Origin of the sequence: Flagellimonas lutimaris (assembly GCF_051494225.1) — a bacterium.
In the GTDB taxonomy this organism is placed as follows: Bacteria; Bacteroidota; Bacteroidia; order Flavobacteriales; family Flavobacteriaceae; genus Flagellimonas; species Flagellimonas lutimaris_A.
This window is the reverse complement of the sequence record NZ_JBNPYE010000010.1, coordinates 53,521-79,218: the sequence shown is the minus strand read 5'-3', so window position 1 is coordinate 79,218 and position 25,698 is coordinate 53,521. Positions and strand designations below refer to the sequence as shown.

General features: G+C 38.8%; 26 protein-coding genes. 17 read left to right on the top strand and 9 right to left on the bottom strand.

Annotated elements, in window-relative coordinates; all coding sequences use genetic code 11:
• Nucleotides 1-16 precede the first annotated feature (16 nt).
• The 4 genes from ACQQ5U_RS16490 (at nucleotide 17) to ACQQ5U_RS16475 (ending at nucleotide 2,221) form a co-directional block, all read left to right on the top strand.
• The gene (locus ACQQ5U_RS16490; protein ID WP_437399214.1) at nucleotides 17-262 is read left to right on the top strand and encodes a hypothetical protein; all 246 of its coding nucleotides are present in this window, start codon (nucleotides 17-19) and stop codon (nucleotides 260-262) included.
• A gap of 228 nt (nucleotides 263-490) precedes the next feature.
• Nucleotides 491-985 carry a Dps family protein gene (locus ACQQ5U_RS16485; RefSeq protein ID WP_437399212.1) on the top strand — a complete coding sequence of 165 codons (495 nt, stop codon included), beginning with the start codon at nucleotides 491-493 and terminating at the stop codon, nucleotides 983-985.
• A gap of 52 nt (nucleotides 986-1,037) precedes the next feature.
• On the top strand, nucleotides 1,038-1,508 hold the full coding sequence (locus ACQQ5U_RS16480; protein WP_437399210.1) for a hypothetical protein: 471 nt from the start codon (nucleotides 1,038-1,040) through the stop codon (nucleotides 1,506-1,508).
• A 110-nt stretch (nucleotides 1,509-1,618) separates the two neighbouring features.
• On the top strand, nucleotides 1,619-2,221 hold the full coding sequence (locus ACQQ5U_RS16475) for a GNAT family N-acetyltransferase (protein WP_437399209.1): 603 nt from the start codon (nucleotides 1,619-1,621) through the stop codon (nucleotides 2,219-2,221).
• Here the strand turns inward: ACQQ5U_RS16475 and ACQQ5U_RS16470 are convergent.
• On the bottom strand, nucleotides 2,218-3,354 hold the full coding sequence (locus ACQQ5U_RS16470; protein ID WP_437399207.1) for a glycerate kinase: 1,137 nt from the start codon (nucleotides 3,352-3,354) through the stop codon (nucleotides 2,218-2,220). The genes ACQQ5U_RS16475 and ACQQ5U_RS16470 overlap by 4 nt on opposite strands.
• A 123-nt stretch (nucleotides 3,355-3,477) precedes the next feature.
• On the opposite strand from ACQQ5U_RS16470, the gene ACQQ5U_RS16465 reads away from it, so the two are divergent.
• The 5 genes from ACQQ5U_RS16465 to ACQQ5U_RS16445 all read left to right on the top strand — a co-directional run bounded on the left by ACQQ5U_RS16465 (nucleotide 3,478) and on the right by ACQQ5U_RS16445 (nucleotide 8,846).
• Nucleotides 3,478-4,176, top strand: coding sequence for an SIMPL domain-containing protein (locus ACQQ5U_RS16465; protein ID WP_437399205.1), 699 nt, complete (start codon nucleotides 3,478-3,480; stop codon nucleotides 4,174-4,176).
• Between the two features lie 32 nt (nucleotides 4,177-4,208).
• On the top strand, nucleotides 4,209-4,700 hold the full coding sequence (locus ACQQ5U_RS16460; protein WP_437399203.1) for a DUF6265 family protein: 492 nt from the start codon (nucleotides 4,209-4,211) through the stop codon (nucleotides 4,698-4,700).
• 61 nt (nucleotides 4,701-4,761) lie between these two features.
• Nucleotides 4,762-7,911 carry a VPS10 domain-containing protein gene (locus ACQQ5U_RS16455; protein ID WP_437399201.1) on the top strand — a complete coding sequence of 1,050 codons (3,150 nt, stop codon included), beginning with the start codon at nucleotides 4,762-4,764 and terminating at the stop codon, nucleotides 7,909-7,911.
• Nucleotides 7,911-8,483, top strand: coding sequence for a pentapeptide repeat-containing protein (locus ACQQ5U_RS16450; RefSeq protein WP_437399199.1), 573 nt, complete (start codon nucleotides 7,911-7,913; stop codon nucleotides 8,481-8,483). The genes ACQQ5U_RS16455 and ACQQ5U_RS16450 overlap by 1 nt, the downstream gene beginning before the upstream one ends.
• Nucleotides 8,484-8,492: 9 nt before the next feature.
• Nucleotides 8,493-8,846: a hypothetical protein gene (locus ACQQ5U_RS16445; protein ID WP_127140881.1), complete on the top strand. Its 354-nt coding sequence runs from the start codon at nucleotides 8,493-8,495 to the stop codon at nucleotides 8,844-8,846.
• 1 nt (nucleotide 8,847) lies between these two features.
• Here the strand turns inward: ACQQ5U_RS16445 and ACQQ5U_RS16440 are convergent, their stop codons facing one another.
• Nucleotides 8,848-9,318 carry a CBS domain-containing protein gene (locus ACQQ5U_RS16440; RefSeq protein ID WP_437399197.1) on the bottom strand — a complete coding sequence of 157 codons (471 nt, stop codon included), beginning with the start codon at nucleotides 9,316-9,318 and terminating at the stop codon, nucleotides 8,848-8,850.
• A 122-nt stretch (nucleotides 9,319-9,440) separates the two neighbouring features.
• Between ACQQ5U_RS16440 and ACQQ5U_RS16435 the strand changes: the two genes are divergently transcribed.
• The 3 genes from ACQQ5U_RS16435 (at nucleotide 9,441) to ACQQ5U_RS16425 (ending at nucleotide 13,290) form a co-directional block, all read left to right on the top strand.
• Entirely contained in the window at nucleotides 9,441-11,711 is a 2,271-nt protein-coding gene (locus tag ACQQ5U_RS16435) for a M28 family peptidase (RefSeq protein WP_437399195.1), read from the top strand.
• Nucleotides 11,704-12,513: an SDR family oxidoreductase gene (locus ACQQ5U_RS16430; RefSeq protein ID WP_437399193.1), complete on the top strand. Its 810-nt coding sequence runs from the start codon at nucleotides 11,704-11,706 to the stop codon at nucleotides 12,511-12,513. Before ACQQ5U_RS16435 ends, ACQQ5U_RS16430 begins: the two co-directional genes overlap by 8 nt.
• 81 nt (nucleotides 12,514-12,594) lie before the next feature.
• Nucleotides 12,595-13,290, top strand: coding sequence for a hypothetical protein (locus ACQQ5U_RS16425; protein ID WP_437399192.1), 696 nt, complete (start codon nucleotides 12,595-12,597; stop codon nucleotides 13,288-13,290).
• Nucleotide 13,291: 1 nt separating this feature from the next.
• On the opposite strand, the gene ACQQ5U_RS16420 is transcribed toward ACQQ5U_RS16425, so the two are convergent.
• Complete coding sequence (locus ACQQ5U_RS16420; protein ID WP_437399191.1) at nucleotides 13,292-13,792, bottom strand: nuclear transport factor 2 family protein; 501 nt, start codon at nucleotides 13,790-13,792, stop codon at nucleotides 13,292-13,294.
• Complete coding sequence (locus ACQQ5U_RS16415) at nucleotides 13,782-14,279, bottom strand: hypothetical protein (protein WP_437399190.1); 498 nt, start codon at nucleotides 14,277-14,279, stop codon at nucleotides 13,782-13,784. The genes ACQQ5U_RS16420 and ACQQ5U_RS16415 overlap by 11 nt, the downstream gene beginning before the upstream one ends.
• Nucleotides 14,280-14,343: 64 nt before the next feature.
• On the opposite strand from ACQQ5U_RS16415, the gene ACQQ5U_RS16410 reads away from it, so the two are divergent.
• Complete coding sequence (locus tag ACQQ5U_RS16410) at nucleotides 14,344-15,285, top strand: NAD-dependent epimerase/dehydratase family protein (RefSeq protein ID WP_437399189.1); 942 nt, start codon at nucleotides 14,344-14,346, stop codon at nucleotides 15,283-15,285.
• Between the two features lie 4 nt (nucleotides 15,286-15,289).
• Here ACQQ5U_RS16410 and ACQQ5U_RS16405 read toward each other — a convergent pair whose 3' ends face one another.
• Nucleotides 15,290-15,607, bottom strand: a complete 318-nt coding sequence (locus ACQQ5U_RS16405) for a hypothetical protein (protein ID WP_437399187.1) — start codon at nucleotides 15,605-15,607, stop codon at nucleotides 15,290-15,292.
• 258 nt (nucleotides 15,608-15,865) lie between these two features.
• Here ACQQ5U_RS16405 and ACQQ5U_RS16400 point away from each other — a divergent pair, with 258 nt between their 5' ends.
• From ACQQ5U_RS16400 to ACQQ5U_RS16385, 4 genes are all read left to right on the top strand, one after another.
• Nucleotides 15,866-17,149 carry a DUF2157 domain-containing protein gene (locus ACQQ5U_RS16400; RefSeq protein ID WP_437399185.1) on the top strand — a complete coding sequence of 428 codons (1,284 nt, stop codon included), beginning with the start codon at nucleotides 15,866-15,868 and terminating at the stop codon, nucleotides 17,147-17,149.
• Nucleotides 17,142-17,729, top strand: a complete 588-nt coding sequence (locus tag ACQQ5U_RS16395) for a GDYXXLXY domain-containing protein (RefSeq protein ID WP_437399183.1) — start codon at nucleotides 17,142-17,144, stop codon at nucleotides 17,727-17,729. The genes ACQQ5U_RS16400 and ACQQ5U_RS16395 overlap by 8 nt, the downstream gene beginning before the upstream one ends.
• Before the next feature lie 285 nt (nucleotides 17,730-18,014).
• Nucleotides 18,015-19,757: a transcriptional regulator gene (locus ACQQ5U_RS16390; protein WP_437399181.1), complete on the top strand. Its 1,743-nt coding sequence runs from the start codon at nucleotides 18,015-18,017 to the stop codon at nucleotides 19,755-19,757.
• Nucleotides 19,758-20,032: 275 nt separating this feature from the next.
• The gene (locus ACQQ5U_RS16385) at nucleotides 20,033-20,521 is read left to right on the top strand and encodes a hypothetical protein (protein WP_437399180.1); all 489 of its coding nucleotides are present in this window, start codon (nucleotides 20,033-20,035) and stop codon (nucleotides 20,519-20,521) included.
• Between the two features lie 319 nt (nucleotides 20,522-20,840).
• Here the strand turns inward: ACQQ5U_RS16385 and ACQQ5U_RS16380 are convergent, their stop codons facing one another.
• The 4 genes from ACQQ5U_RS16380 to ACQQ5U_RS16365 all read right to left on the bottom strand — a co-directional run bounded on the left by ACQQ5U_RS16380 (nucleotide 20,841) and on the right by ACQQ5U_RS16365 (nucleotide 25,138).
• Complete coding sequence (locus ACQQ5U_RS16380) at nucleotides 20,841-21,305, bottom strand: nucleoside deaminase (protein ID WP_437399179.1); 465 nt, start codon at nucleotides 21,303-21,305, stop codon at nucleotides 20,841-20,843.
• A 70-nt stretch (nucleotides 21,306-21,375) separates the two neighbouring features.
• A complete protein-coding gene (locus ACQQ5U_RS16375) occupies nucleotides 21,376-22,548 on the bottom strand; it encodes an alpha/beta hydrolase-fold protein (protein WP_437399177.1) in 1,173 nt (390 codons plus the stop codon).
• A 61-nt stretch (nucleotides 22,549-22,609) separates the two neighbouring features.
• Nucleotides 22,610-23,491 (bottom strand): MBL fold metallo-hydrolase, encoded by an 882-nt coding sequence (locus tag ACQQ5U_RS16370; protein WP_437399175.1) that lies wholly within the window; start codon nucleotides 23,489-23,491, stop codon nucleotides 22,610-22,612.
• A gap of 231 nt (nucleotides 23,492-23,722) precedes the next feature.
• On the bottom strand, nucleotides 23,723-25,138 hold the full coding sequence (locus ACQQ5U_RS16365) for a serine hydrolase domain-containing protein (RefSeq protein WP_437399173.1): 1,416 nt from the start codon (nucleotides 25,136-25,138) through the stop codon (nucleotides 23,723-23,725).
• Nucleotides 25,139-25,698: the final 560 nt, after the last annotated feature.

Here is a 25,698-nt window from a genome sequence, read left to right as displayed (position 1 = left end):
AAAAACCCTCAACCTAATGCATATTAGAAGCATCAATAAGTACAAGGTGATTAAAAGATTCAGTCTTTGTAAAAAGATGTGCGACCTATCGGAAACCATCTATATTCAAGAACCAGATCCAACCTGTGAAGAAACCCAAAAAGTATTTAGCGACGGGAAAGAATATTTGACCGATATTTCTTCTGATGTATATGAATGTCTTTGCAAAGGTTTCCTTATCAGTGACGATAAAAAACCATCCCTCCAAAACAATTCCCAATAAACGTTAAATTAAGTTAAATACTTGATTTACTGTATTTTATGTTTACTTTAATAGAGAGAGGTCATGGTTGGAATTTCTACCAATAATCATGACAATTGGGGTATAAATTCGACTTATTTACCTTAAAAGGTATTCATAAACCTTTTGCATCAAGAATTACATCGTTACAATCAATGCGCTCGGGTATTGACTTGTAATTTTATAGTAAACAAATCAAAAACATTATACATGGAAGCTATTAAAGCAAAAAATAGAACTTTTAAAAAATTAGGATTTACTTATTTAGAAACCGCAGAAATTGTTGTCAGCCTAAACACATTATTGGCCAGCTATCAGGTATTCTATAATAAGCTTAGAAACTTTCACTGGAACATTGAAGGACCAGATTTTTTTGAACTCCACGAAGAGTTTGAAAACGAATACAACACGGTTAAAGAAAATATTGATATTGTAGCGGAAAGAATACGAGTGTTTGGTGTACAAAGCAATTTCACTTTAAAAAGAACACTGGAACTTTCTAAAATTGAGGAGCAGGACAAAAATATTTCCGCTCTGGAAATGGTAAGAGAAGTGCTGCGAGACTACGAGATTTTGCACGACAGCATGTTGGATGCCATAAATGCATCCCTTGAAACCGGCGATGTTGTCACAGAAAACATGTTGACCGAGTTTATGACCGAATTGGAGAAAAGACACTGGATGTTCACTTCTTATTTAAAGTAAGAGATAGGCAATCCATCCAGGTGACAGAGTTATTAACCACAAAAATAATACTATGAAAAATTTACTCACTATACTATCATTCGCAACCCTAACAGCTTTTGCCGGATATGGGCAAAACCAAAATTCCGGGGTCATGAAAGCCACTAAACAACTTAAAACTTTTACCCTATCCGAAAATGGAAAAGAAAAAGAGTATAGCGTAAAAGTGATGGAGCGCAGAAAATACGGCATGGAACTGGATAACAAGGACAGAGGCATGGTAAACCAAGATAGAAAAGCATCCTCTCCTTTTGTGACCAAGTTGGTAGCCATTGATACTGATGCCGATAAAAACTACGACGATTATATGGTACTGAAATACAAAGGTACTGCGAACAATGATTTTGAAGTAGTACAGACCGACAAAGGGTTTGATATTAATGTTGCCGACAAAACCATGCATTACGATGTTTTGGAAAACAATTATATCGTAGAAAAGAAGAGTAAAAACTTCTTTATTGTCGAAGAATTTGAATCGGAATAGATTATTTAATTTCGTTTTTTGATTGATGATGAAGCCAAGGATTTTCCTTGGCTTTTTTCTTTATTTAAATCGAAAGATTAAAAGTTATATTTGAACTTTAAATTCAACCTATGGAGTCTTGGTTACGTCCCATACAGCTGGAAGGCGAATTGGTAAAGCTCGTCCCCCTACAGAAATCGCAAAAAGTGGATTTGGCATTTGCCGCATCTGATGGAAATTTGTGGGAGCTTTGGTACACCAGCGTTCCTTCCCCAAAAACCATAGATTCCTATTTGGATATTGCCCTATCGAAGCAAGAAAAAGGAAGCGCATTGCCCTTTGCCATTATCGACAAAAAAACCAATACCATTGTGGGGAGCACCCGCTACTTGAATGTGGATGCAAAAAACAAAAGAGTGGAAATCGGGGCCACATGGTACGCCAAAAAAGTACAACGCACAGGCATCAATACGGAATGCAAATACCTTTTGCTAAAGTATGCTTTTGAAAATTTGAACTGTATCGCTGTGGAATTCCGCACCCATTTTCACAATCATCCCTCCAGAAATGCGATACTCCGTTTAGGGGCCAAACAAGATGGTATTTTAAGAAACCACCGTATTGATGAATTCGGAAACCTTCGGGACACCGTTGTGTTTTCTATTTTGGACGGTGAATGGAAGACTGTGAAAACCTCTTTGGAGTATAAAATGAAGAAAAGTTATTTGAGCTAGCCCTTGCTCAGCTTTACCAAGTGCGCAAAATTGTAACTGGCCAATTCTAGATTTTCTGCAGTCTTAGCCTTGGCATCCTCAAGGTTTCCTATTTGATTGAGAATGGAAACGGCATAATCCAATCCCATTTGTTGCATTTCATCAATGGAAACATCGATGGAACCACAGAAGGCCGCAATCGGCACTTCCTTTTTTTTCGCAGACTGCACTACCCCATTAATGGTTTTTCCCGAAAAAGTCTGACCATCCAACTGCCCCTCTCCGGTTATAACCCAGTCGGCGCCTTCCAAAACCTCATCAAAATTGGCAAGTTCCATCACCAGGTCAACACCAGAAGCCAGTTCCGCATTCAAAAAAACTACAGCACCACCTCCTACGCCACCGGCAGCTCCAGCCCCGGCGATATTTTGCACATCAATACCAAAGGTAGATTGCAGCACCTTGGCAAAACTTTCCAATCCTTTGTCCAAAAACAAAATCTCATCCTCAGAAGCACCTTTTTGTGCCCCATAAATTTTGGCCGCCCCATTTTCTCCATAAAAGGGGTTGTTGACATCACAAGCCACTTGGATTCTAGCATTGGACAACTTCGGGTTTACATTATCTTGTTTGATTTCCTTCACCTTCCCCAAGTTCTTCCCTATAGGTTCCAATGCATTGCCATCTTCACCCAAAAAAGAATAGCCCAATGCCTGGGCCATACCCATTCCCCCATCGTTAGTAGCACTACCACCTATTCCCAGCACAATGTTTTTCGCTCCTTTTTCAAGAGCGCCTGCAATCATTTCCCCAGTACCTAAGGAAGTGGTGTTCATGCAGTTCATCTCGGATTTTTTAAGCAATTTATATCCGGATGCTTCGGACATTTCGATGAAAGCGGTTTGTTTGTCTTCAGAAAGTAGATACTGTGTAGCGATTTCTCTAAATAAAGGGTCCTTTACTTTTACAGAAACCTTTGAAGCATTTAGATAATCCGCGACAACATCAATGGTGCCATCGCCTCCATCAGCCAAAGGTCTACTGACTATTTTCGCATTCGGAAAAACTTTTTTGATGCCAAGGGCAACGGTTTCACAAAATTCGCGTCCTGTTAACGAGCCTTTATATTTATCGGGTGCCAAAATAAATTTCATACCCACAATGTACTCAAGTTAATTGAGTTAATCCATACATTTAGGTAAATCCATCAACCTTGAAGATTGCGGCACAGGTTTTGAATGTAAGGTCGAAGTATTTAACTTTAATAAAATTACATCATGAAAAAAACAATAATTTTTATAGCAGCAGTTTTATTCTCCTCGGCAATTTTTGCCCAATCAAAAAACTTTTTGGACACCCCATATTTAGAAACTCAGGCACAAGTGGACACCATGGTAACTCCTGATAAAATCTACCTGAACATCATCATCCAAGAAAAAGATACCAAAGGACGTGTTTCCGTTGAGGAACAAGAAAATCAAATGGCAAAACGCTTTAAAACCATGGGTATTGATCTTGATGAGCAATTAGTCATCAAGGATATGGGTAGCAACTTCAAGAAATATTTTCTGCGCCAAAAAGAAGTCCTAAAAAGCAAACAGTTTTCCCTATTGGTCTACTCCGGAAAAGAATTGGGCGATGTTATGATGGCACTGGAACAGTTGGATATAGCCAACACCAATATCGAGAAAACCGAGTATTCCAAAATGGATGAACTGGAGCTGGAGTTAAAAACAAGAGCTGTAAAAAAAGCCATGCAAAAAGCTGATGCCCTTACAAAACCACTCGGTCAAAAAGTGGGCATGGCCATCCATATCGCCGACAACTCTCAATATTACCCAAGGTACAATCAAGCCCCCATGATGGAGATGAAAGCCGTTTCCGCCGATATGGGCAATGCACAGCCCTTGGATATCGATTTTGAAAAAATAAAGGTGGAAACCACCGTAAATGTAAAATTTGCCCTGTCCAATTAATGGCAAGGCATTCATCAATCAAAAACCTAATCATGAAATCAATCGTACTTATTTTTATGTTCAGCGCAGGACTTGTTTCCGCACAGCACACTATGCAACTGCCCGAAGGTCAATCATCGCCAAAGGCAAATTTGGAAGATGTTTCTTGGATTGAGGGCCATTGGACCGGAGAAGCATTTGGAGGCGTTGCCGAAGAAATTTGGAGTGCTCCCATGGGCAATTCCATGATGTTCGTATTCCGAATGGTGAACGATAATAAAGTCTCCTTCTACGAATCGGGCCACATTCAACAATTGGACGATTCCATCATACTTCAACTCAAACATTTTGATGGAAACATGAAAGGTTGGGAAGAAAAGAATGAAACTATCGATTTTAAACTAGTGAAGCTTGAAAAAAACAAAGTGTATTTTGAAGGACTCACTATGGAAAAGATAAATGGCGATCAAATGAATGTTTGGGTCCTCATTGAAGAAGACGGAAACCAAGAGGAAATTCTATTTGCGTATAAAAGAGTGAAGTGATTTAGTTTCATAGGAATAAGTTGAATTAGTATCTTTAACAGACTAACTAATTCAAACACTCGTGAAATTAAGACCTCTACTTTTATGTGCCATGTTATTGGCATTGCATCCGATGGATGCCCAACGACGAAACAAAAAATCTGACCAACCTTCCATTGTCGTTAACGATTCCCTTTTTCCGGGATTAAAATGGCGCAATATTGGCCCGTTCCGTGGTGGGCGAAGCGTTACCTCTACTGGTGTTGTGGGCCAGCCCCACACCTTCTACATGGGAACTACGGGTGGTGGTATATGGAAAACCACTGATGACGGTATCACTTGGAAAAACGTTTCCGATGGATTCCTGAAAACAGGAACCGTAGGTGATATTGCCGTTTCTGAAAGCAACCCCAATTTGGTTGTTGCGGGAATGGGTGAACATGCTGCCCGTGGGGTAATGACCTCTATGGGCGATGGTGTTTACAAATCCACAGACGCTGGAAAGACTTGGAAACATATCGGTTTGGACCATACTCGTCATATTTCCGACGTGATTATCCATCCTACCAATCCCGACATTATTTTTATTGCCGCACAAGGTGCTCAATATGGCCCTTCCGAAGATAGAGGTATTTACCGCTCCACTAACGGAGGGGAAACTTGGGAAAAAGTGCTTTATGTCGACAATATTACGGGAGCTTCATCCCTAAGTATGGACATGAACAACCCGCTTATTTTATATGCGGCCATGTGGCAACATGAAAGAACTCCGTGGACCATTACTTCCGGAGGAGCCTCTTCTGGATTTTATAAATCCACCGATGGTGGAACTACTTGGGATAAAATGGAAAAGGGACTTCCAAAGGAATTTGGAAAATCCGGTATCTCTGTTTCCAGGGCAAATTCAGATGTGGTCTATGCCGTACTTGAGGCCGAAGGTGAAAAAGGCGGTGTTTACAAAAGTGTGGATGCTGGAAAGACTTGGAAACAGACCAATAAGAACCGAATTAATATTGCACGGTCTTGGTACTACATGGAGATTTTTGCCGATACCCAAGACGAGAACATCGTTTACGTGCTAAACGCTCCCGTGACCAAATCCATAGATGGAGGAAAAACCTTTTCTCCTGTTTCTACGCCCCATGGCGATAATCATGACTTGTGGATTCATCCCAAAAACAACCAGATCATGATCAACTCCAACGACGGTGGCGCCAATGTCTCCAACAACGGAGGCATTAGCTGGAGTTCGCAACAATACCAACCAACCTCACAGTTTTACCGAGTTATCACGGATAATTTAGTGCCCTATAATGTATACGGAGGACAACAGGACAACTCATCCGTGGCCATAGCCAGCCGCACACGGGATGGTGGTATCGATTGGAAAGACTGGTATGCCGTTGCTGGTTGTGAAAGTGCTTATTTGGCTTTTGACCCTGATAATCCAGAGGTTGTATACGGTGGTTGTTATCAAGGAATTATTGAAAAGTGGGTAAAGGCTTCCCGTGAAGCAAAACCTATTAAAGAATACCCTGAATTGGGTCTAGGTAATATTCCAAAGGATTTTAAGTTCCGCTACAATTGGAACGCTCCCATTATTAGCTCACCACACGACCGTAACACGATTTACCATGCAGGGAATGTGGTCTTCAGAACAAAAGATGGCGGGTATAGCTGGGATGTGGTAAGCCCCGATTTAACAAGAAACGAAATTGAAAAACAAGGCCCAGGAAGTGGCCCATACACTAACGAAGCGGCAGGTGGAGAAAATTATAACACTATCATGTACTTGGTAGAATCTCCCCACGAGGAAGGCGTACTTTATGCCGGTTCTGATGACGGATTGGTTCACATTACCAAAAATGGTGGTGAAAGCTGGGAAAATATCACCCCTCCCAATATCAAAGAAGGTATCATCAACAGCATTGAAGTATCACCTCATGACCCTGCCACGGCATACATCACTTTGATGCGTTATAAGTTCATGGATTTGGACACCTACATCTTCAAAACCACGGATTATGGGCAAACTTGGACCAAAATCACCAAAGGAATTGATGGTGAACACACTTTTGCCCGCGTGGTCCGTGAGGATAAAAAGCAAAAAGGATTACTTTATGCAGGTACCGAAACAGGCCTATATGTGTCTTTGGATGATGGCCAACATTGGCAACCTTTACAACTGAATTTACCAGTAGTTCCTATCAATGATTTGATTATTCAGGATAATGATTTGGTAGCTGCTACGGCAGGAAGGGCTTTTTGGATATTGGATGATTTGGGGGCGATTCAGAATAGTTTAAAGCCGGCAAGCTCGCTTCAAATTGTGACACCAAAACCATCATACCGAATTTTTAACGGCAGTACGGACCAACCTGTTCCAGGATTGGGGCAAAACCCAAAATCTGGAGTCACTTTCGACTATTACTTGCCCAAAAAGCTGGATTCTACTGAATTGAAACTGGAAGTACTTTCAGGTGGAAAGGTCATCAGAACGTATACCAACCAAGCTCCAAAAGATTTCAAGAGCTGGCCAGGTGGGCCATCAAAGCCAAAAGTTTTACCTGCAGCAAAAGGATATAATCGATTTACTTGGGATTTTTACCGTGAGCCTTCACCTGCCATTGAGAATGTTTTTGGTTTTGATGGCTACGGAAGTTCCCGAGTGGCCCCTGGAACATATGCGCTTCGCCTTTCCATGGGGGAAGAGATGGTGGAAACAAATGTGGTAGTATTACCTGACCCACTTATTGAAGGCTCACCTGCCGATTATGCAGAGCAGCAATCCTATCTAACTAGAATCGATGAAACTTTAGTGAACATGCACAAAGCGGTCAACCAAATGCGTACGGCCAAAAGTCAACTAAAAACATATAAGAAGTTGCTAAAGGACAACGAAAGTGCAAAAGAGTTGCTTGAAAAGGGAGATACCCTTTTGGAACGAATTAATACTTGGGAAGAGAACTTGATTCAACCCAAGCAAAAAACCTTCCAAGATGTGGTTAATTTCAGCAGTAAACTCAATGCAGATTTTATGCATTTGAGAGGATTCATTGATGTACCGGAACCAAAAGTAACCGAAGGTGCCAAAGAGTTATTTAGGGACAACATGGCCAAATGGAAAACTTTTGAAGATGAAAAAAATGCCATCGTTGGTAGTGGCATGGCAGCATATAATGATATGTTCAAAGCATTGGAAATACCCGCCATTATTTTAACAGGAGAGTAATGACAGGATCCTTTTGGTCAGATCAGGAGTTCACAAAACAGGATTATACGCAAAATAAATTGCCCAAGGGCGATTACGAAAATTGCTGTTTTGTGGACTGCCTTTTCTCCAAGGGATTTTTGGACAATCAAAATTTTGTGGAATGCACTTTTAAAGGATGTGATTTCACGAATGCCAATATCGCGCACACCATTTTTAACGACGTAACCTTTGAGGATTGCAAAATGGTAGGGCTTCAGTTTGAGACCTGTAACCAGTTATTGTTATCCCTAAAATTCATTGGATGCAATCTATCCGTAGCATCCTTTATTGGTATGAACTTGCCCAATATCCAGTTTCAAGATTGCAGGCTCCATCAAACCGACTTTGCCGACGCACACTTAAAACAGGCTAAGTTCCCGAATTGTGATTTTGAAAACGCGATATTTGAGAACACGAATCTTGAACAAGCTGATTTTTCCTCAGCCATAAATTTCAATATAGATCCATCCATCAACAAGATGAAGAAAACCCATTTTAGTAAGGATGGATTAATAGGTTTATTAAAAAAGTTTGATATTGTGGTGACCTAATCTTATCCTATGTCCGAAAGAAAATGCCTGGTATGTGGCGAAAAGCTACTTGGCCGCATCGACCAAAAATACTGTTCCGACCATTGCAGGAATGCATATAACAATCTGCTGAACCGAGATAGTAAAAACCTGGTACGCAACATCAACAACAAACTGCGCAAAAACTATAGGATACTTGATAGTTTTCCACTCAAAGATGGAAAAACAAAAACAACAAAAATGAGGTTGTTGGATAAGGGGTTCGATTTTGAATACATCACCAACCTGTACACCACAAAAAAAGGCAGCACATACTACTTTGTCTACGATTTAGGATACTTACCGCTCGACAATGATTATTACATGATCGTAAAAAGGGAATAACTTATTTCCAGCTATGGGATGTTAGTTTTAGGGCAGCTATTACCACATCTTTTCTACTTATCTGTCCAACCAAAACATCATTCTTCATTACAGGCAATCTTCGCCTATTATGCCTATCAAAAACACCGGCAACATCGAAAATGGACATATCGTGCGGAACCGTTTCCACGTTTTTGGTCATGAATCTTTCAACACTTTTATCCAATATCGGTTGGTTAAAGTATCGACTCTCGGAAATCTGCTTCATACAATCTGCCTCGGAAACGATTCCCACCAGAAAACCATTGTTGTCCAAAACAGGACCTCCGGAGATATGGTGTTTGGCAAAAGTCTCCATTACTTCCAAAATGGATTGGTCTGGAGAAAAGGTAATCAGCTTTTTGGTCATATAATCCTCCACCAAAATAGGGGCGTCGTATTTCTTCTTGTTCTCCTCCTTGCTTCGTACGCCTTGAAAACTCTTGATTGCCATAAGGTTAGATTTTAAAGTTGAATAATAAATATAGCTTTTTTTAGCGAATAACCTAATTTTAGCTGTCAAAATATGAGAACCTTTCATAATTTCATACATTTAAGTTTCAACAACGCTGAACCATGAAATTTTCCCGAACGCTTGCCCTTATCCTTCTCTTTACCGCGGTTTATTGGAGTTTTACATCTCTAATGCCATCCTACAATCCCGATGAGGAGGTTTCCATGGAATCCTTTTCTACGGACAGGGCTTTAGAACATGTTAAACAATTATCCAAAGAACCCCATGCCGTTGGTTTTCCAGGTCATGAACAAGCCAAAAGTTATATCATTTCTGAACTCAAAAAAATGGGTTTGGAAACTACCACGCAAGAAGGGTATACTGCTGGGGACTGGGGCAACTTAAGTAAAGCCACAAATATATTGGCTAGAATAAAGGGTAGCACCAAAGGAAAGGGCCTTCTTTTGCTTTCCCATTACGATAGTGGTCCTCATTCATCTTACGGCGCAAGTGATGCGGCTAGTGGGGTTGCAACCATTTTGGAAGGGGTTAGAGCTTTTTTAAGCGAAAACAAAACTCCAAAAAACGATATTATCATCCTTATTACTGATGCCGAGGAGCTTGGGCTTAATGGAGCTGACCTTTTCGTGAACAAGCACCCGTGGGCCAAAGAAGTCGGTCTTGCCCTAAATTTTGAGGCACGAGGAAGTGGTGGCCCCAGCTATATGCTTATTGAAACCAATAGAGGTAATGGAAATTTGATCAAGGCTTTTAAAGAAGCTAATCCAAAATACCCTGTAGCCAATTCGTTGGCCTACAGTATTTATAAAATGTTGCCCAACGATACCGATCTTACCGTTTTTAGGGAAGATGGTGATGTCGAAGGTTTCAACTTTGCGTTTATTGATGATCATTTTGATTATCACACGGCCTTGGATACCTACGAAAGGTTAGATCGAAACACATTGGCCCATCAAGGCAGTTATTTAATGCCCTTGCTCAACTATTTTAGCACTGCCGACTTGGACAACCTGAAAAGTTTAAACGACGAAGTATATTATAATCTTCCTCTTTACAAAATGGTATCCTACCCTTTTGAATGGATTTGGCCCATATTCGGTTTCGCTGTTCTGGCGTTTGTCCTGTTACTTTTTTCAGGTTTCAAAAAGAAAAAATTGCATGTAGCCGATATTTTTAGAGGGTTTGTTCCAGTGCTGATTACCCTTATTGTGAATGGACTTGCTGGATATTTTTGTTGGAATATCATTACTTGGTGGTATCCGGGATTTAAAGATATGTTACATGGTTTTACGTATAATGGCCACACTTATATTGCCGTATATGTAATGTTCTCTTTGTTCGTATGTTTTTATACCTATAATAAATTCCGAAAAACAAGTACACCGAATTTGCTGGTGGCCCCCATTTTTATTTGGTTGATCATTTGCGGATTGGTAGCTCAATATTTAAAAGGGGCAAGTTTTTTTGTTGTTCCGCTTCTTGGTATGTTGGCGGCCTTTTTAGTGACAATCAACCAAGAGAAACCCAATCCATACCTAATGGTGTTTTTGGCATTACCGGCCGTTCTCATTTATTCACCGTTTATAAAGATGTTCCCCGTTGGCCTTGGTTTAAAAATGATGGTAGGCGCAACAGTTCTAACAACCTTGCTATTTTTCTTGGTACTTCCATTTTTTAGTCAACTTAAAAGTAAGGGGCGATTGGCCTACTTGTTTTTGTTTCTATTTTTCGCATTCGGAATCACGAGTCATATCCAATCCAATTTTAATGAAGAAAGGCCAAAACCAAGCAGCTTGCTCTATGTGTATAATGCAGATACAGATTCTACTCTTTGGGCCACTTATGATAACGTATTGATTGATTGGAACGGTCAGTTTTTGGGGGATGATAAAAGAAAACCCAAGGCAGAAACAATTTCCAGCAAGTATCGTACAAATCTCAATTATATAGCGGATGCACCAAAGAAAGATATTCAACTGCCTTATATAGATACTGTAATGGATACCATAATTGGAGAAAATAGACTGATTGAACTTTGCATTACCCCAAAAAGAAACGTAAATCGATTGGAGGTATTTACCAATCCAATGGATATTACAGCCGCCAAAGTGAATCGAATTGCATTACCCGCCCACTTCTTGGAAAATCGAGGTAGCAGATTGATTACTCACTACATCACCAATAATGATTTCACAGAATTGCAACTGGAGTTTCCAAAAGATTCCGTTTTAGAACTTACTTTATACGAAGCTTCCAATGATTTGTTAACCCATCCAGATTTTAGCGTACCAAAAAGACCAAGAACCAGCATTCCCATGCCTTTTGTTTTAAATGACGCCATATTGACCATAAAAACCCTACGATTTGAATAAAAATATCGGTGTATTGGGCTGCGGATGGCTTGGATTTTCCTTGGCCAAAAAATTGGTTGAACAAGGATATAAGGTAAAAGGTACCACCACATCTTCCAGTAAGCTGGAAGTATTGCAAAAGGAAGGCATAGCCCCTTTTAAAATAAATTTATCGGAAAGCGGAATCCAAGGTGATATTGAAGAGTTTCTTTCCAATATTGACACATTGGTTATCAATGTTCCGCCCAAACTTAGAGGAAAGCACGCCGAGAGCCTTGTTGAAAAATTAAAATTCCTCCATTCAGAAATCAAAAAAAGTACGGTTTCCCAAGTTTTGTTTGTAAGCAGTACGGCCGTTTATGGTGATGTGGAGGGAGAGGTTACCGAGGAATCTTCACCACAACCTATAACCGAATCGGGCAAACAATTGGTGGAGTGCGAGAAAATGTTACAAAGTGAAGAAAGTTTCAAAACTACCATCATAAGGTTTGGCGGGTTGATTGGTCCCGATAGACATCCTGTGACAACACTATCAGGAAAACAAAGTCTAAGCAATGGGAATCATCCCATCAACCTGATTCACCTCAACGACTGTATCCATATGATTCTAACCATTTTGGAGCAAGAGCATTGGGGAGAGGTTTTCAATGGTGTATATCCACATCATCCTAAAAAACAGGTATATTATTTTGAAGAAGCCCAAAAAAGAGGGTTACCGACGCCATCATATAAAACACAATCATCCGAAAAGGAAGGTAAATTGGTTTTGAGCAAGACCTTCTTAGAAAAAGGACACATTTTTACTACCCCAATCATTTCCTGAGAACCTTGTAATTACTTATCTAATTCTTAACAGCTAGGTTAGGATTATTTTGTTAGATTTGGCGCACTAAATTGAAGATCAATGAAAAAGACTGTACTCTTATTGCTGTTATTGGTGGGCTTTAGTGGTATTTCCCAAACCAGCAATGCACTTATGGAACATTACCAAGCTTATTACAAAGAAATGCGTTTGCAAGGTGATGTAAATGGCGTAATAAATGCATTGACGCACCTGAACGTGATTTCTCCATCCAAAGAGAGAAGAGACACCCTAGCCTTTGTTTATATGAACAACGGTAAGCACATGCAAGCCCTTAATACAATAGGCATAGAAAAAAATGCCGATGATTCTGACCTCGCGGTACAAATCAAGGCCTTTTCATTAAAAGCATTGAACCAACCCAAAAGAGCCTTGGAGCATTTTGAAGAACTAAATACTAGAAATCCTTCACCGTACTTGGCCTATGAAATGGCCGACCTTAAAATTCAAACAGGTGATATGGCTGGAGCTGCCGCCAACATCGAATTTGGTATAGCCAATGCCACGGATGAAATGAAATATGCTTTTTACGAGAGACAACAGCCTTATGAAGTTTCCTTAAAAGCAGCTTTTTACCATTTGAAAGGTTTGGCCGACTTTAACCAGAATAAAAATATTGATGAGGCAATCGCCTCTATTGACGAAGCACTTAAAATTGCTCCCAACTTCAACTTGGCTAGTTTGAGCAAGCAGGCTCTGGAATCCAGAAAAAAAGAGGCTGCCGATGGGGAAAATTAGATTATTGCTTCTTTTTTAGCTCTAGAAGTAGTGCATCATCCTTTTCTTCCTTGATCTGGATGAGTTCATCCACATTTTCGTTGGGCACTGCAATTGAAAGTACATAATGGGCAATTTTCCATTGTCCATTTATTTTTTTGAGTACTCCCGAACCTCTGCAAATCTTCATTTGGGTATCCAGAAGTTCATCAAACCAAGCAAATTCAGCATCATCACTTAAATAGACGTTGCGTTGGACCGAGGTAAAACTCCATGCTTTTCCTTTGTCAAAATACGGTTTGGAGAAAGATTTAAACTCATCATTCTGCCAATTCTCCATGGCATCGGTTCCCAAAAACACACCATCCTTGGTCATTTTGTCAAAATAAGCTTCAAAATCCGCATTGGCCGCGGCCATGTGCCAGCTATCCAATACTTCATTTATTTTTTGTTTTTCCGCATTCTGGGCACAGATGGTCGCAGACACGAACAATAACCCTACTATTAAAATATTACGCATCATCTAAAATCAATTTTTTATCCAATTGGCTGTTTGCTATTACGTTCAACTGTGCACGCATATTATTGTAGGCCAATAACATATCCACAGTTGGCTCTGTAGTTGGTTGGTTTTCGAGAATACTTGCTTTCACTTTGTACAAAAAAGTGCGTATCACCGTTTGCCTACTCTTTACCTGGAAGGTATTGAACAGTTCCGGGTATTCTCCTTCGGTCATTTTTTTCTCTTTCTCTATAAGGTCGTCAATGGCCAAGGCCAAGTCTTCGTTGTTAGTAGCTTTATAAAGCACCTCTATACTGGTATTAAACGCCTTGAACTCTTCCCAACCTTCTACAATGGGGGTTGCCTTTGGATTAATAGCCGTTTTCTCGGGCATTTTCTGATAATTGAACTCCAAATCTTGACTTTCGACTTCAGCCGTAGTTTTTTCTACTTTTTTACATGCCCCAAAAATGGAGAATAAAATAAGAATGCCTAACAATTTTCGCATAGGCGAATGTACAAATTTTAATAAAGGGTATCTTTGCCATCAAACTAAATTAACTTCGATTTTAATGCATAAACCTATTTTAATAATCGGCGCATGTGGGCAGATAGGAACCGAACTCACTTTTGAGCTCAGAAACAAATACGGCGCCGAAAACGTAATTGCGAGTGATATTAGGGAAGGTAGCCAAGCACTGATGCAATCCGGCCCATTTGAACTTTTGGATGCCACTGAATATGCCGCTATTGAGGATGTGGTAATGCATTATGAAGTTGATGAAGTTTATTTAATGGCTGCCATGTTGAGTGCTACCGCCGAGAAATTCCCGATGCGTGCTTGGAATCTTAACATGAACTCACTTTTCAATGTGCTCAATTTGGCCAAGGAAAAGAAAATAACCAAGGTGTTTTGGCCATCCAGTATTGCAGTTTTCGGCCCCAATACGCCAAAGGAAGATACCCCACAGAGCACGATAATGGAACCAAGCACGGTTTATGGCATTAGTAAACAATCCGGAGAACGATGGTGCGAGTATTACCATAAAAAATATGGGGTCGATGTTAGAAGTGTAAGATACCCTGGATTAATCAGCTGGAAGACCATGCCAGGAGGCGGTACTACGGACTACGCGGTGGAGATTTACCATGATGCCCTAAAAAAAGGTTCCTATGAATGTTTTTTAAGCAGCGACACCGAACTCCCGATGATGTATATGGATGATGCCATTAGAGCTACTATTAGCTTAATGGACAGCCCTTCGGAAAAAATAAAGGTTAGATCTTCCTACAATTTGGCGGGAATGAATTTTACCCCGAAACAAATGGCCAAAAGTATTGCCAAGCACATTCCCGACTTTGAAATAAGCTATGCCCCTGATTTTAGGCAAGAAATTGCCGATTCTTGGCCCAGTAGTATTGATGATTCTGCAGCTAGAGAGCAATGGGGATGGGAGCCCAGATTTGATTTAGATCAAACCACTGCCGATATGCTTAAGAATTTAAAAGGATAGGTAATCAGTCCTCGTCTTCCTCTTCGGATTCCGAAAAGTCTTTATCATCCTCTGGAATTTTTTCATAATCTTCCGGGTCAAAATCTTCGTTGTCATCCTCATCAAAGTCTGCCATGGTACGTTCGAGCTTAGAACTGATTTTAACAAGATATTTTGTGTCCTCGGTGGACACTTCCACTGCTTCTATGGATTCACCCCTTAGGTTCTTGAATTTGATTACATCATCATCTCCATATCCGTCAGGATATTTATCCACCAAAAGCTTGAGCACTTCCGAGGTCAATTTCTGGTAGTCTACAATTACGCGTTTGAGGTTGTTCATGGTGTTGTGGTTAACTCCTTGCTCTAATTAGAGCAACTATGATTGTATTGAAAAATTATAAAAAAAATCTTGGGTTGTCAAAACTGGGACGATTTTATCGACCAAAAATGATATAAATCTGAAGTTAGTATAAAAAAAGGGATAAAGGTGATACACATAGGAAACAAGATTGAACAAAACCGTTTCTCTGTGCTAAATACCCGTTAATTATGTATCTTCAGCATGTAAACCGGCCTACGAGCCAACAAATACAGGACTGTGAGCATACTCAAGGACCTGCCGGAACTTATAAAAGCTGGGGTAATCTCAAAAGATGTCGCAGCAAGTATTGAAACTTATTATAAAAATAAGAACGTTCCAACTACCAACAGGTTATTTGTGGTTTTTGGCATTCTTGGTGCCATTTTAGTGGGAATGGGCATTATATTGATTATTGCCCACAATTGGGATGAGCTTTCTCGTAGTTTAAAAACATTCTTTGCCTTTTTACCTTTGCTTATTGGTCAGTTCTTTTGTGGCTTTGCTTTGCTTAAAAAGGCAGACAGTACAGCTTGGAGGGAAAGTGCTTCCGCATTTTTGTTCTTTGCCGTGGGAGCAAGTATTTCATTGGTAAGCCAGATATACCATATCCCCGAAAATTTAAGCACCTATCTGCTCACTTGGATGCTTTTATGTCTTCCGATTATTTATGTAATGAAATCTTCCATGGTTTCTTTGCTCTATTTGGTAGGAATCACCTATTACGCATGTGAAACCAGTTATTGGACCTATCCTACCTCAACCTCCTATCCGTACTGGATATTGTTCCTGCTCGCTCTACCTTTTTACTATGGATTACTCAAGAAAAAACCTAAAAGCAACTTTACGTATTTACATAATTGGGTGATTCCGGTATCACTGATCATAACGCTCGGAACTTTGGGGGATCATTTCGATGAACTTATGTTTATTGCTTACATAAGTTTATTCGGTCTGATTTATTTGATTGGGGAAAGCAAATCTTTCTCCAACCAATTTAGTTTTAGCAATGGCTATAGGTTTTTGGGTTCATTGGGTACCATTATATCACTACTTATCTTAAGTTTTGATGATTTTTGGGACCATTTGAGAAATAAAACTGATCTATTCGATGAAGTATACACATCGCCTGAATTTATTACATGCATTATCATTTCACTTCTAGCCTTGGTACTACTATATCTTCAAATAAAAAATAAAAGCATTAAAAACTTAAAACCCATTGCCCCGGTATTTTTGATCTTTGTACCAATTTTCATCATTGGCAATTATGTCCCATTTTCCTCCCTTTTGATTAATATCCTGATATTCTTGATTGCCATACAGACCATTCGTGTCGGTGCAAAACAGAACCATTTGGGCATACTCAATTATGGATTGCTAATAATAACCGTATTGGTGATTTGTAGATTTTTTGATACCGACCTCAGCTTTGTTTTACGCGGAATAATATTCGTTACAGTAGGTGTAGGTTTCTTTCTTGCCAACTATTGGATGTTAAAAAAACGGAAGGCCAATGATTAACAAGAAAACACAAATCGTATTGTTTCTTCTGGTTGCTCTTGCACAACTATATGTTCCTGCTAAAATGATATGGGACCAAGAGGATGTACTAAAAAATGGGTCCGAGTATAAGTTCAAGACTGCTCCTGTTGATCCAAACGATCCTTTTCGTGGAAAATATATCACCCTAAATTTTGATAACAACACTTTTGAAGTCGAGAACAACAAGGACTGGCAGCAAGGCGATGAAATCTATGTATCCATTACAAACGGAAGCGATGGTTTTGCGAAAATTGCATCCATTTCCGAAGAAAAGCCGGAACACCATCAAGATTATGTAAAAGCCAAGGTAGGTTTTGCCATAGGCAAGGGTTCCAGAATATCCATAGATTATCCATTTGACACATATTATATGGAAGAGTCCAAAGCCTATGGTGCTGAATTAACATATCAGCGATCACAATTGGACTCAACTCAGACCACTTTTGCACTGGTACACATAAAAAATGGTAAAGCCGTACTTAAAGATGTATTGATTGATGGAGTTCCAATTAGGGAGATTGTAAAAAAAGAGCACCTAAAGAATGAAAGTAAGAAGTAGCCCCGGAACAATACAAAGCAATCAATAATACTTCTTACATTGTTTTCAGAAATAAGCTCAAAGGGAGGTAGTGGAAACATACTGAAATCCTCCCGAAAAGAAACAAATAGCCTAAGAAAATTTAAACTGAATCGAACATATATTAATAAGCTAATCAATCCCCTAGCAGAATTTTTTTCAAGTTATAGACTATCGACTAGAGATAGCTCTACCTTTACAAAGGTCACAAAATTGATATCTTTAAAACTTGTATCCTATTTTTATCTAATGATAAAACCTCCTTACTTGAGTATATGTCTTATGTTTTTTTTGACTGCTTTTCAACTGTGGTCGCAAAACGCATTACCTAGTAGTGAGAAGGCATTTGCAGAATTTCAAAAGATAAGCGACTCCATATCCATTGATTTTCCCGAGGATGACATTAAAACGTATAGGCGCTCATCTTTTTCTGAATCTCAATTACAGAATTACTTGTCCCTTCATTATAAACGTTTGGATTTATTAAAGTACATTGATGGGCATCATAGCTTTGTTTTAGACAGTTATTTGCATTCAGGTAATTGGTTTATGGAGGTTGGATTTCCGAAGGAGTCTATAAAATCATATCTTGATTTTTTTAAATATTACCGAGCACATGAGGACGACTTAACTGAAAAGGAACGTGATGCTTATATAGAAATGCTAACCTATGCACGCAGTATGCTTGCTCAAAGTTATGCTGAACTAAACGAATTAGACCTTGCAGAAATTCAACATAAAAAGAATTTAGAATATACAAAGTCACTAGATTACATTTATTATCCTTCGGCCTTAAATAACTATGGCCTCTTTTTTTATTGGCACAAGAAAGATTTGAATTCAGCCATGCGCTATTTTCAGAAAGCCTATACTATTACAAAAGCAACATATCCTAATCATACTTTAATAGGAAGCATTCGCGATAATATTGCAGATATTCATATAGAATATGGCGATTACCTAAAAGCACAACCTTTGTATGCCACAAATTTTGAGTTTTTTAAAACCGCCATTAATGAAAAAACTCACGCTAAAGACATACCAAGGTTAATAAGTGCAGGTGCTCAACTGACCACTGCGAACGCATATTTAAATCGGTTTGCAGAAGCACAACGCACTTTTAAGCAACTAGAAGCAATCGTTGTTTCAAATGAGGCAAGGAATAGTTTAGGTTCAAATTCCAAATTAGAGTTTTTAGAGGCGAAGGAGTTTTTACTGAAACAACAGAATAAGATTTCTGAAGCATATGCCACATCGCAAAAGATTAAGGCGTTTGCGGATAGCCTTCAATTTATCTCAAAAATTGCGGATGAAAAATGGCAGGCCAAGCTTAATGATGCTATTGTTGATAGAATAGCAATTAATTTTAAAATAGACCGTATTCAAAAAGAAAACATGATAAAAAGTCAGCGTACAAAACTCTGGTTTTCGGGGATATTGTCTTCCGTTTTTATCATATTGTTAATCGTACTTTACTTAAACCGGCGTCAACATTTGGTCAACGCCAAGAACAAGCAACTATTAGCTGAACAAAAATTTGAAAATACAACCTTAAAGGTAGAACAGCTCAATACTGAAATTAAATGCAAGGAACGGGATCTTTCGGATTTTGCCATTAGATTGACGCAAGATCAGGATTGGGCCAAAGCATTGGCTGATCAATTAAGTGTTATTAAGCAAGCAGATGCCAAGGAACGTGAAGCTTTGATAGAAGAACTAGATCATAAGATATCCAATAAAATTAGTGTTGATACCAACACTCGGGAGTTTTTTGAGCGCTTAGACAAACTGAGTAATACATTTTACAGCAAGCTCACACAAAACTATCCCGATTTGAGTAAAAATGAGATACGTCTTTGCTCATTAATTCGTTTAAAAATTGAGAGTCGAAGCATTGCTACGCTTCAAAACATTACTCTAGCTTCCTTAAATACAAGTCGTTATCGCTTAAGAAAAAAGTTGAACCTCTCCGAAAGCACTGATTTAGATCTTTTTATTCAAAATTTATAAAAATCTGATTTTCAATTTTTTACACTTAAAACTGCCTTTTTGTCTATTAATTGTCTATACCCTGTTGATTGGTAGTCTATACTAAATTGACGGTTGTACTATTCTTATCCGATACCTTAGAAGTGTCCTACTTTATTATGCTTGACCTGTCAAAAAGATTTAGTCAATTTAGTTTCACATCGAGTATTAAAAACCTCTCAAAAATGAAAAACCTGATTATAATTATTTGTATAGTAGGCTTGACCAACCTTACAATTGCACAGAACAACCTAGCGATGAATACAGCATATGACTTTAATGTCCGTACATCCAGGTCCTCTGAAATTAAGAATGAGCAGTATGTAAATTTAAGGTACGGCGTTGCACCAACTTTAGCTTTAAGCATTAAGCGTTTACAAGATGTTGTAGCAAATTATGATATTACCGAAAATCGCATTTATAGCAGAAATCAACAGATTACGTACACCGTTGTTTTTGAATCGGATGCCAATTACGTAAAGGCCATTTACGCCCATGACGGTACTATTCTTGAATCTGAAGAGTATTATGAAGATGTACGGATTCCATATAGTCTTGGTAGCGAAATCGCTAAAACTTATCCAGACTGGTCATTTGATAACAGTGCTTGTACAATCGAATATACCAAGAATGAAGTTACTCGTTTTACCTACAGTTTTGTTTTGAGAAAAGGAACTAAATCAAAGACGATAAAACGCACGCTGCACAATCCGGCAAAAATAGACACTCGTCCCGCCGGAATGTAAATACCCCAAAATTTAGTTAAGTAGATTTTATCAAAAACTGGAAATCCACCATTGTGGGCTTTTTAGAAAGTTCAATTCCATAGCGCATTTTTAATTTAGTTATTTCATGGTCTGAAATCCTATCCGAATTTCCATTCCAACTATATTTTATTTGACGTTTATAATCTATTTTGAGGGCTATTCCACAACTAGAACAATTAAATCCATAATGATAATTTTATGAATTTAGTGATGTCCTAAAAGGGGGAAGGATATACATTATAGTTGTTTTTCTTTCCGTGGATACAAGGATAAATATGTTTGTTACCTTATCTGATTTCTATTGCATCTTATGAAGTCTGGAAGCCTCTTCCTCTAAAAACGGTCCAAGAACCTCTACCTTTCTTCCTCCTTTTGCCAATACATCCCTAACAGGGATTTCAAAAACCCAATTGGGATCGTTCTTGCCTACAATTTGATAATAGGTTACTTTGCTCAATCCATAAACAATTTTACCAATCCCGCTCCAGTAAATGGCCGATGTGCACATTGGGCAGGGCTCATCACTGGTATAGATTGTGCAATTATTTAAAAAGGAATGATCATATTTTTTACTTGCTTCCCTGATCAAATTAATTTCAGCATGGGCCAAACAATCCTTGTCGGTAGCAATGGTGTTTTCACCTTTTAAGAGTACTTGGCCATCCTCGGTGACCAGAATACAACCAAAAGGTAGATTACCTTTTCTTTTTGATTCACGGGCGGTTTCAATCGCCATTTTGATAAATCTTTTATGTGTCTCCAAAGATTGATTTTGTTTTTGGTGTGTCAGCTCTTTTTACAGCATTTATTGATGTGATATTAAATCTCTCTGTTTATTCGTTTTTTTCCAATTCTGATAATTTCACCCTTACATGTTCGTTCTTAGGATTCAGGTCAAGGGATTTTGTATAGTTGTCAATTGCCTTTTTCTTATCTCCAAGCGCTTCATAGGCTTCTCCCAGACTATCAAAAGCATTGTATGAATTTGGGAAGTTCTCCGTATTAAGGATAAAGAATGCCAAGGCCTTGGACCTTTCACCTTTATCCCTGCTTCGAAGCAATCCATAACCAATTCGGTTGACAAGTTGTTCCGGCGGTCTAAAATCCCACGAAAGGCGGTGTGAAATTGATTGAAAGTGCTGAATTAAATGCTCCCTGCTTTTCACATCGCGATAAGAAATTCCATAACCTTCAAACAGGGTGGAGATACCATTGTAAAAAGCGATTGGGGGCACGGAAGCATGGTTTTCATTTTCGAAATATTCCATTTTTGCCGGAAAAGCACCTTCACATTTGCTGTTCAGCCCTTCAAATAATCTTACATGACGATCACGGTTTCTGATATTTCTCTTTCCCCAATTTGCTGTGGCCAGATAAAAAAATCTTTTAAAGGATCGATCTGTCACGGCTTCCAACTTCTTGTCCATGGTTTCCACATCCCAAGTACCAAAACTGGGGTCTACTGCAATAAAAGCGCTGAAAAGTGATTTTTCCTTCATATAGGCATGGGTGGTTAACAAAGCGCTTAAGGAATGTCCAAAAAGAATTCGGTAAGGATCGGTTCTATAACGGCTTTCCAGTTCGGGAATTAGTTCGTCTTCCAAAAAACTCAGAAATTTTTCACCTCCCCCTGTATTGTTCTCTCTAACAGTAATGACTTTATCAGGTGTATAGTCCCTTCTTCGATCTACATTCTGAACGCCCACCACGATCATTTCCGGAATTTTCCAACTTCGATAAGCATCGGAACTATGATAATTTACCACCCCTGCTATACTTTTAAAATGTATGTTCCCATCGAGAACCATAAGTACTGGATAACGCTTATGGGATGATTGGTCGTCATTGTAAGAATCCGGCAGGCTAATCCAATATCCTCTGTCCTCATTCAAGATATTGGAGTGTAACATATGTTTTGTGCCCAATACAATTGATTCGGTATCTTGGGACTTGACTTGGCCAATGCCCATGCATATAAAAAGTAATACAATGATGTTTTTGTTCATTTTGTCGATTTTTAAAGGCGGTATGTGCGTCTGTTTTGCTCTTTATTTTTTCTAACGGGCTTTATTGCTGCAAACTATACATTAGTTTGACATGCCGTTCAATTTCATTTTCAAAATCTTGATAAAGGGAATTGTATTTTGGCGCAAGATCAGCTTTGACACGTAATAGGGTTTCATTGGGTTTTAGACCATTTTTATGGTCTGTAAGTACCTGCTCCCAAACACCGGATAACAATTCCGCATCCCTTGTTATTGCCTTTGCGGTCGTTGCTTTACCGTGTCCCGTCAAGACAATATCAGGACTTAGCTTTGCAATCTTATGAAGCGTATCGATCAAATTTGGAACATTGCCGTGATCGGTGATCATCGGCATCCAATCCGAACCCAATACATCTCCCCCGAATATAATTTTTTGCTCGGGCAACCACATTAAAATATCCCCAGGTGAATGTGCACCATTGCTGAAAATGAATTCAACATCCACCCCTCCAAAATTCCGTTTTTGCCGTTGATCCAATAAAAAATTGGGATACTTAAGCTGCGTGGTCCCGATTGTGCCATGGGTCACCTTGGCATAAAACTCAACATCGTCTTGACCATATTTTCTCATGGTTGCAATAGCTTGTTCACTTGCAATGATTTCAACTGCGGTATCGGTAAATGCCGCATTGCCCAACCAATGATCTGCATGACTGTGCGAGTTGACCACCCAACGGACAGGAAGGTCCGTAACCGTTTTAATGGCTTTTTTGATATTGTTGCCTATTGTTTCCGATGAACCGGTATCAAAAAGAAGCACGCCTGTTTCGGTGACAACAAAATGAACATTGGAATTCCATCCTTTGTTTTCGGGGGTGGGCAATCCTATGGATGGCGAGATGATGCTATATACGTTTTCTGTGATGGTTGTGACCACAAAATCAAATTTGATATTCTTTGCCATGGAAATTTGGCCGATAAGCAGAAATCCAAAGAGATTAGAAAAGAGTATTCTCATTTACCTTATGATGTTTTCATTTTTTGGTGTTAGCAATAGAGACTGTACAAAGCCAAAAATATTACAATAGAATCAAAAAAAGATTGTTATGGAAGCCATTTCGAACCTATCGGAATCCAAGCAAATATTTGAAAGTCAATAATCACTATATATCTAAAAGACAATACCTCCAATTTATCATCCACTTTTCTTAAGACTTTGAAACTTTAAATAAGGAGGTTCTGTTGAAGTTTTATGGAGATTGGGTCCCCTATAATACATTACCTTGCCGCTAATCGAATCCTTATCCCAATCAATTTCAGAATATAGAATACCATCAGTATGAAGTAAAGCATATTTATTTTTTCTGTTTAAATAAATGAGCTTATATATTTCCTGGCTTCCGGTTCCTGGGTCGATCACCAATCGATCATGCTCTCCATTTAATACGATATATGCATTTCTTCTTAGCCATTCTCCCCGAACATCTTCATCCAGTTCCAGTTCAAAAATGCCTTTTGGCTGTGATTGAGGAGACGGTTTTGTTAAAAAGGGTATGGCCAAGGTATGTACGGTTTCTTCAATAGCCCTGAGCCTAAATGCATTGGCCATTAGTGCAATCGACAACTTTTCATCAGGAAAAACACTTACTATATTCCGGGCACCTTCGGCGGAACCATCTTGTTCAAAAACTTTTCGGTCATCCATGTCCCAATTTTTGTCCCAACCAATATTTTGCCTTATGGTATCTCCAGAATTCAGTTTTTGTATTTCAAAAATTGTATTCAATTCCTTTATTTTAATAAAACCATTGGTATAGGAATTCCCTAATTTCAATAAATCATTAGGAGTGGAGATAATTCCGGCGCCTGCCCAACTATAGCTATAATTTTTTAAAGTGTCCAATTGAGTCATGTAGCCTTCATTGTTTAGTTGGAACAGCTCGGTCATATGATTGGTTCTATTAGCGATATCCTCAATGCGGGTTGAATTCATGGATAAAGGAGAAAGGACTTCTTGTTTCAATACATCCCTGAAGTCTAGGTCCGAAGCTTCTTCGATAACCTTTGAAAGTAATGTGTACCCATGGGTGCTATAATTGTATTTATCCCCAGGCCTGTATGCCAAAGGGACATGGGAAAAAACATCTAAGGCCTCATCGACACTATTGTAACTTGTTTGGACAAATGTATCTTGATCAATGTAATTCTTCATACCAGACAATCCGGATGCCAATTGTTTGATTGTAAAAGAGTACTTTTTTCGAGGGTAGTTTGGCAGTATGTCCTGTAAATTGTCATTAAAGCTTACCTTTTCATTTTCAACAAGTTTTGCCAGTGCAGTAATGGTTACAAGTCTGGATAAACTGCCCGCTCTAAATTGAGTATTGGGAGTAACTTTTGTTTTTGTTCTCAAATTGGTATAGCCGAATCCTTTAGAGTAAATGATTTTGTTGTTGCTACTGATCGCTACCGAAATCCCAGGTGGCATGCTGGGCAACTTCACTAATTCATTAACCATATAATCTATAAGATTCTCAGCTTCGGTGTTTGTGGATTGGGAAAGAAGAATAAACGGGAAAATTAGGGTGAAGAACAAAATCGTTTTTCTCATGATTTAATATCGTTTTTTGTTGGTGTTGTTACTCGACGAGTCAATTTGGTATTTGTTACCTTGAACCATCTTTTATTGTTCATGGACGATTTTTCATTTCATCGATTGATGGTCTCGGTGTGCAAATTTTGGACACTTGGATTCCTAGCAGGTAGGTTTCTAAAGCCTTGTCCTTTTGGTTGGTTTTCTCATATAGTCTTGCCAAATAGGTTAAAAGACCAATGTAAACAAGGCACGATTTTGAGGCACTTTAAAGAACGGTTAAGGTTACAAAAATGCCTGGTTTAAAATAGAAACCCAACCAAAAGCGAGCGCAATGAAGTGGAGTGCTGCAAGTCCCAAGTCTTACCTTTAACTAATACTACTGAGCGAAGCAAATATTTCTCCCAAAAATTCTATCAAAACATTTTTCAATAAAATTTTCTCGATTTTACTGGAATAAAGCCAAAACATAACCGAAACAGTGGAATCTGACTTCATAATTATCTTCTTTTTAGTCAACTGTTGACCAAGACGAAAGTTAAATCAAGTTGAACTAAATGATTTTTTGAATACTTTGG

Excerpts from the sequence above, each read along its gene's own strand:
- ACQQ5U_RS16490 (WP_437399214.1), top strand. The coding sequence starts at position 17 with ATGCATATTAGAAGCATCAATAAGTACAAGGTGATTAAAAGATTCAGT.
- ACQQ5U_RS16485 (WP_437399212.1), top strand. The coding sequence starts at position 491 with ATGGAAGCTATTAAAGCAAAAAATAGAACTTTTAAAAAATTAGGATTT.
- ACQQ5U_RS16480 (WP_437399210.1), top strand. The coding sequence starts at position 1,038 with ATGAAAAATTTACTCACTATACTATCATTCGCAACCCTAACAGCTTTT.
- ACQQ5U_RS16475 (WP_437399209.1), top strand. The coding sequence starts at position 1,619 with ATGGAGTCTTGGTTACGTCCCATACAGCTGGAAGGCGAATTGGTAAAG.
- ACQQ5U_RS16470 (WP_437399207.1), bottom strand. The coding sequence starts at position 3,354 with ATGAAATTTATTTTGGCACCCGATAAATATAAAGGCTCGTTAACAGGA.
- ACQQ5U_RS16465 (WP_437399205.1), top strand. The coding sequence starts at position 3,478 with ATGAAAAAAACAATAATTTTTATAGCAGCAGTTTTATTCTCCTCGGCA.
- ACQQ5U_RS16460 (WP_437399203.1), top strand. The coding sequence starts at position 4,209 with ATGAAATCAATCGTACTTATTTTTATGTTCAGCGCAGGACTTGTTTCC.
- ACQQ5U_RS16450 (WP_437399199.1), top strand. The coding sequence starts at position 7,911 with ATGACAGGATCCTTTTGGTCAGATCAGGAGTTCACAAAACAGGATTAT.
- ACQQ5U_RS16445 (WP_127140881.1), top strand. The coding sequence starts at position 8,493 with ATGTCCGAAAGAAAATGCCTGGTATGTGGCGAAAAGCTACTTGGCCGC.
- ACQQ5U_RS16440 (WP_437399197.1), bottom strand. The coding sequence starts at position 9,318 with ATGGCAATCAAGAGTTTTCAAGGCGTACGAAGCAAGGAGGAGAACAAG.
- ACQQ5U_RS16435 (WP_437399195.1), top strand. The coding sequence starts at position 9,441 with ATGAAATTTTCCCGAACGCTTGCCCTTATCCTTCTCTTTACCGCGGTT.
- ACQQ5U_RS16425 (WP_437399192.1), top strand. The coding sequence starts at position 12,595 with ATGAAAAAGACTGTACTCTTATTGCTGTTATTGGTGGGCTTTAGTGGT.
- ACQQ5U_RS16420 (WP_437399191.1), bottom strand. The coding sequence starts at position 13,792 with ATGATGCGTAATATTTTAATAGTAGGGTTATTGTTCGTGTCTGCGACC.
- ACQQ5U_RS16415 (WP_437399190.1), bottom strand. The coding sequence starts at position 14,279 with ATGCGAAAATTGTTAGGCATTCTTATTTTATTCTCCATTTTTGGGGCA.
- ACQQ5U_RS16410 (WP_437399189.1), top strand. The coding sequence starts at position 14,344 with ATGCATAAACCTATTTTAATAATCGGCGCATGTGGGCAGATAGGAACC.
- ACQQ5U_RS16405 (WP_437399187.1), bottom strand. The coding sequence starts at position 15,607 with ATGAACAACCTCAAACGCGTAATTGTAGACTACCAGAAATTGACCTCG.
- ACQQ5U_RS16395 (WP_437399183.1), top strand. The coding sequence starts at position 17,142 with ATGATTAACAAGAAAACACAAATCGTATTGTTTCTTCTGGTTGCTCTT.
- ACQQ5U_RS16385 (WP_437399180.1), top strand. The coding sequence starts at position 20,033 with ATGAATACAGCATATGACTTTAATGTCCGTACATCCAGGTCCTCTGAA.
- ACQQ5U_RS16375 (WP_437399177.1), bottom strand. The coding sequence starts at position 22,548 with ATGAACAAAAACATCATTGTATTACTTTTTATATGCATGGGCATTGGC.
- ACQQ5U_RS16370 (WP_437399175.1), bottom strand. The coding sequence starts at position 23,491 with ATGGCAAAGAATATCAAATTTGATTTTGTGGTCACAACCATCACAGAA.
- ACQQ5U_RS16365 (WP_437399173.1), bottom strand. The coding sequence starts at position 25,138 with ATGAGAAAAACGATTTTGTTCTTCACCCTAATTTTCCCGTTTATTCTT.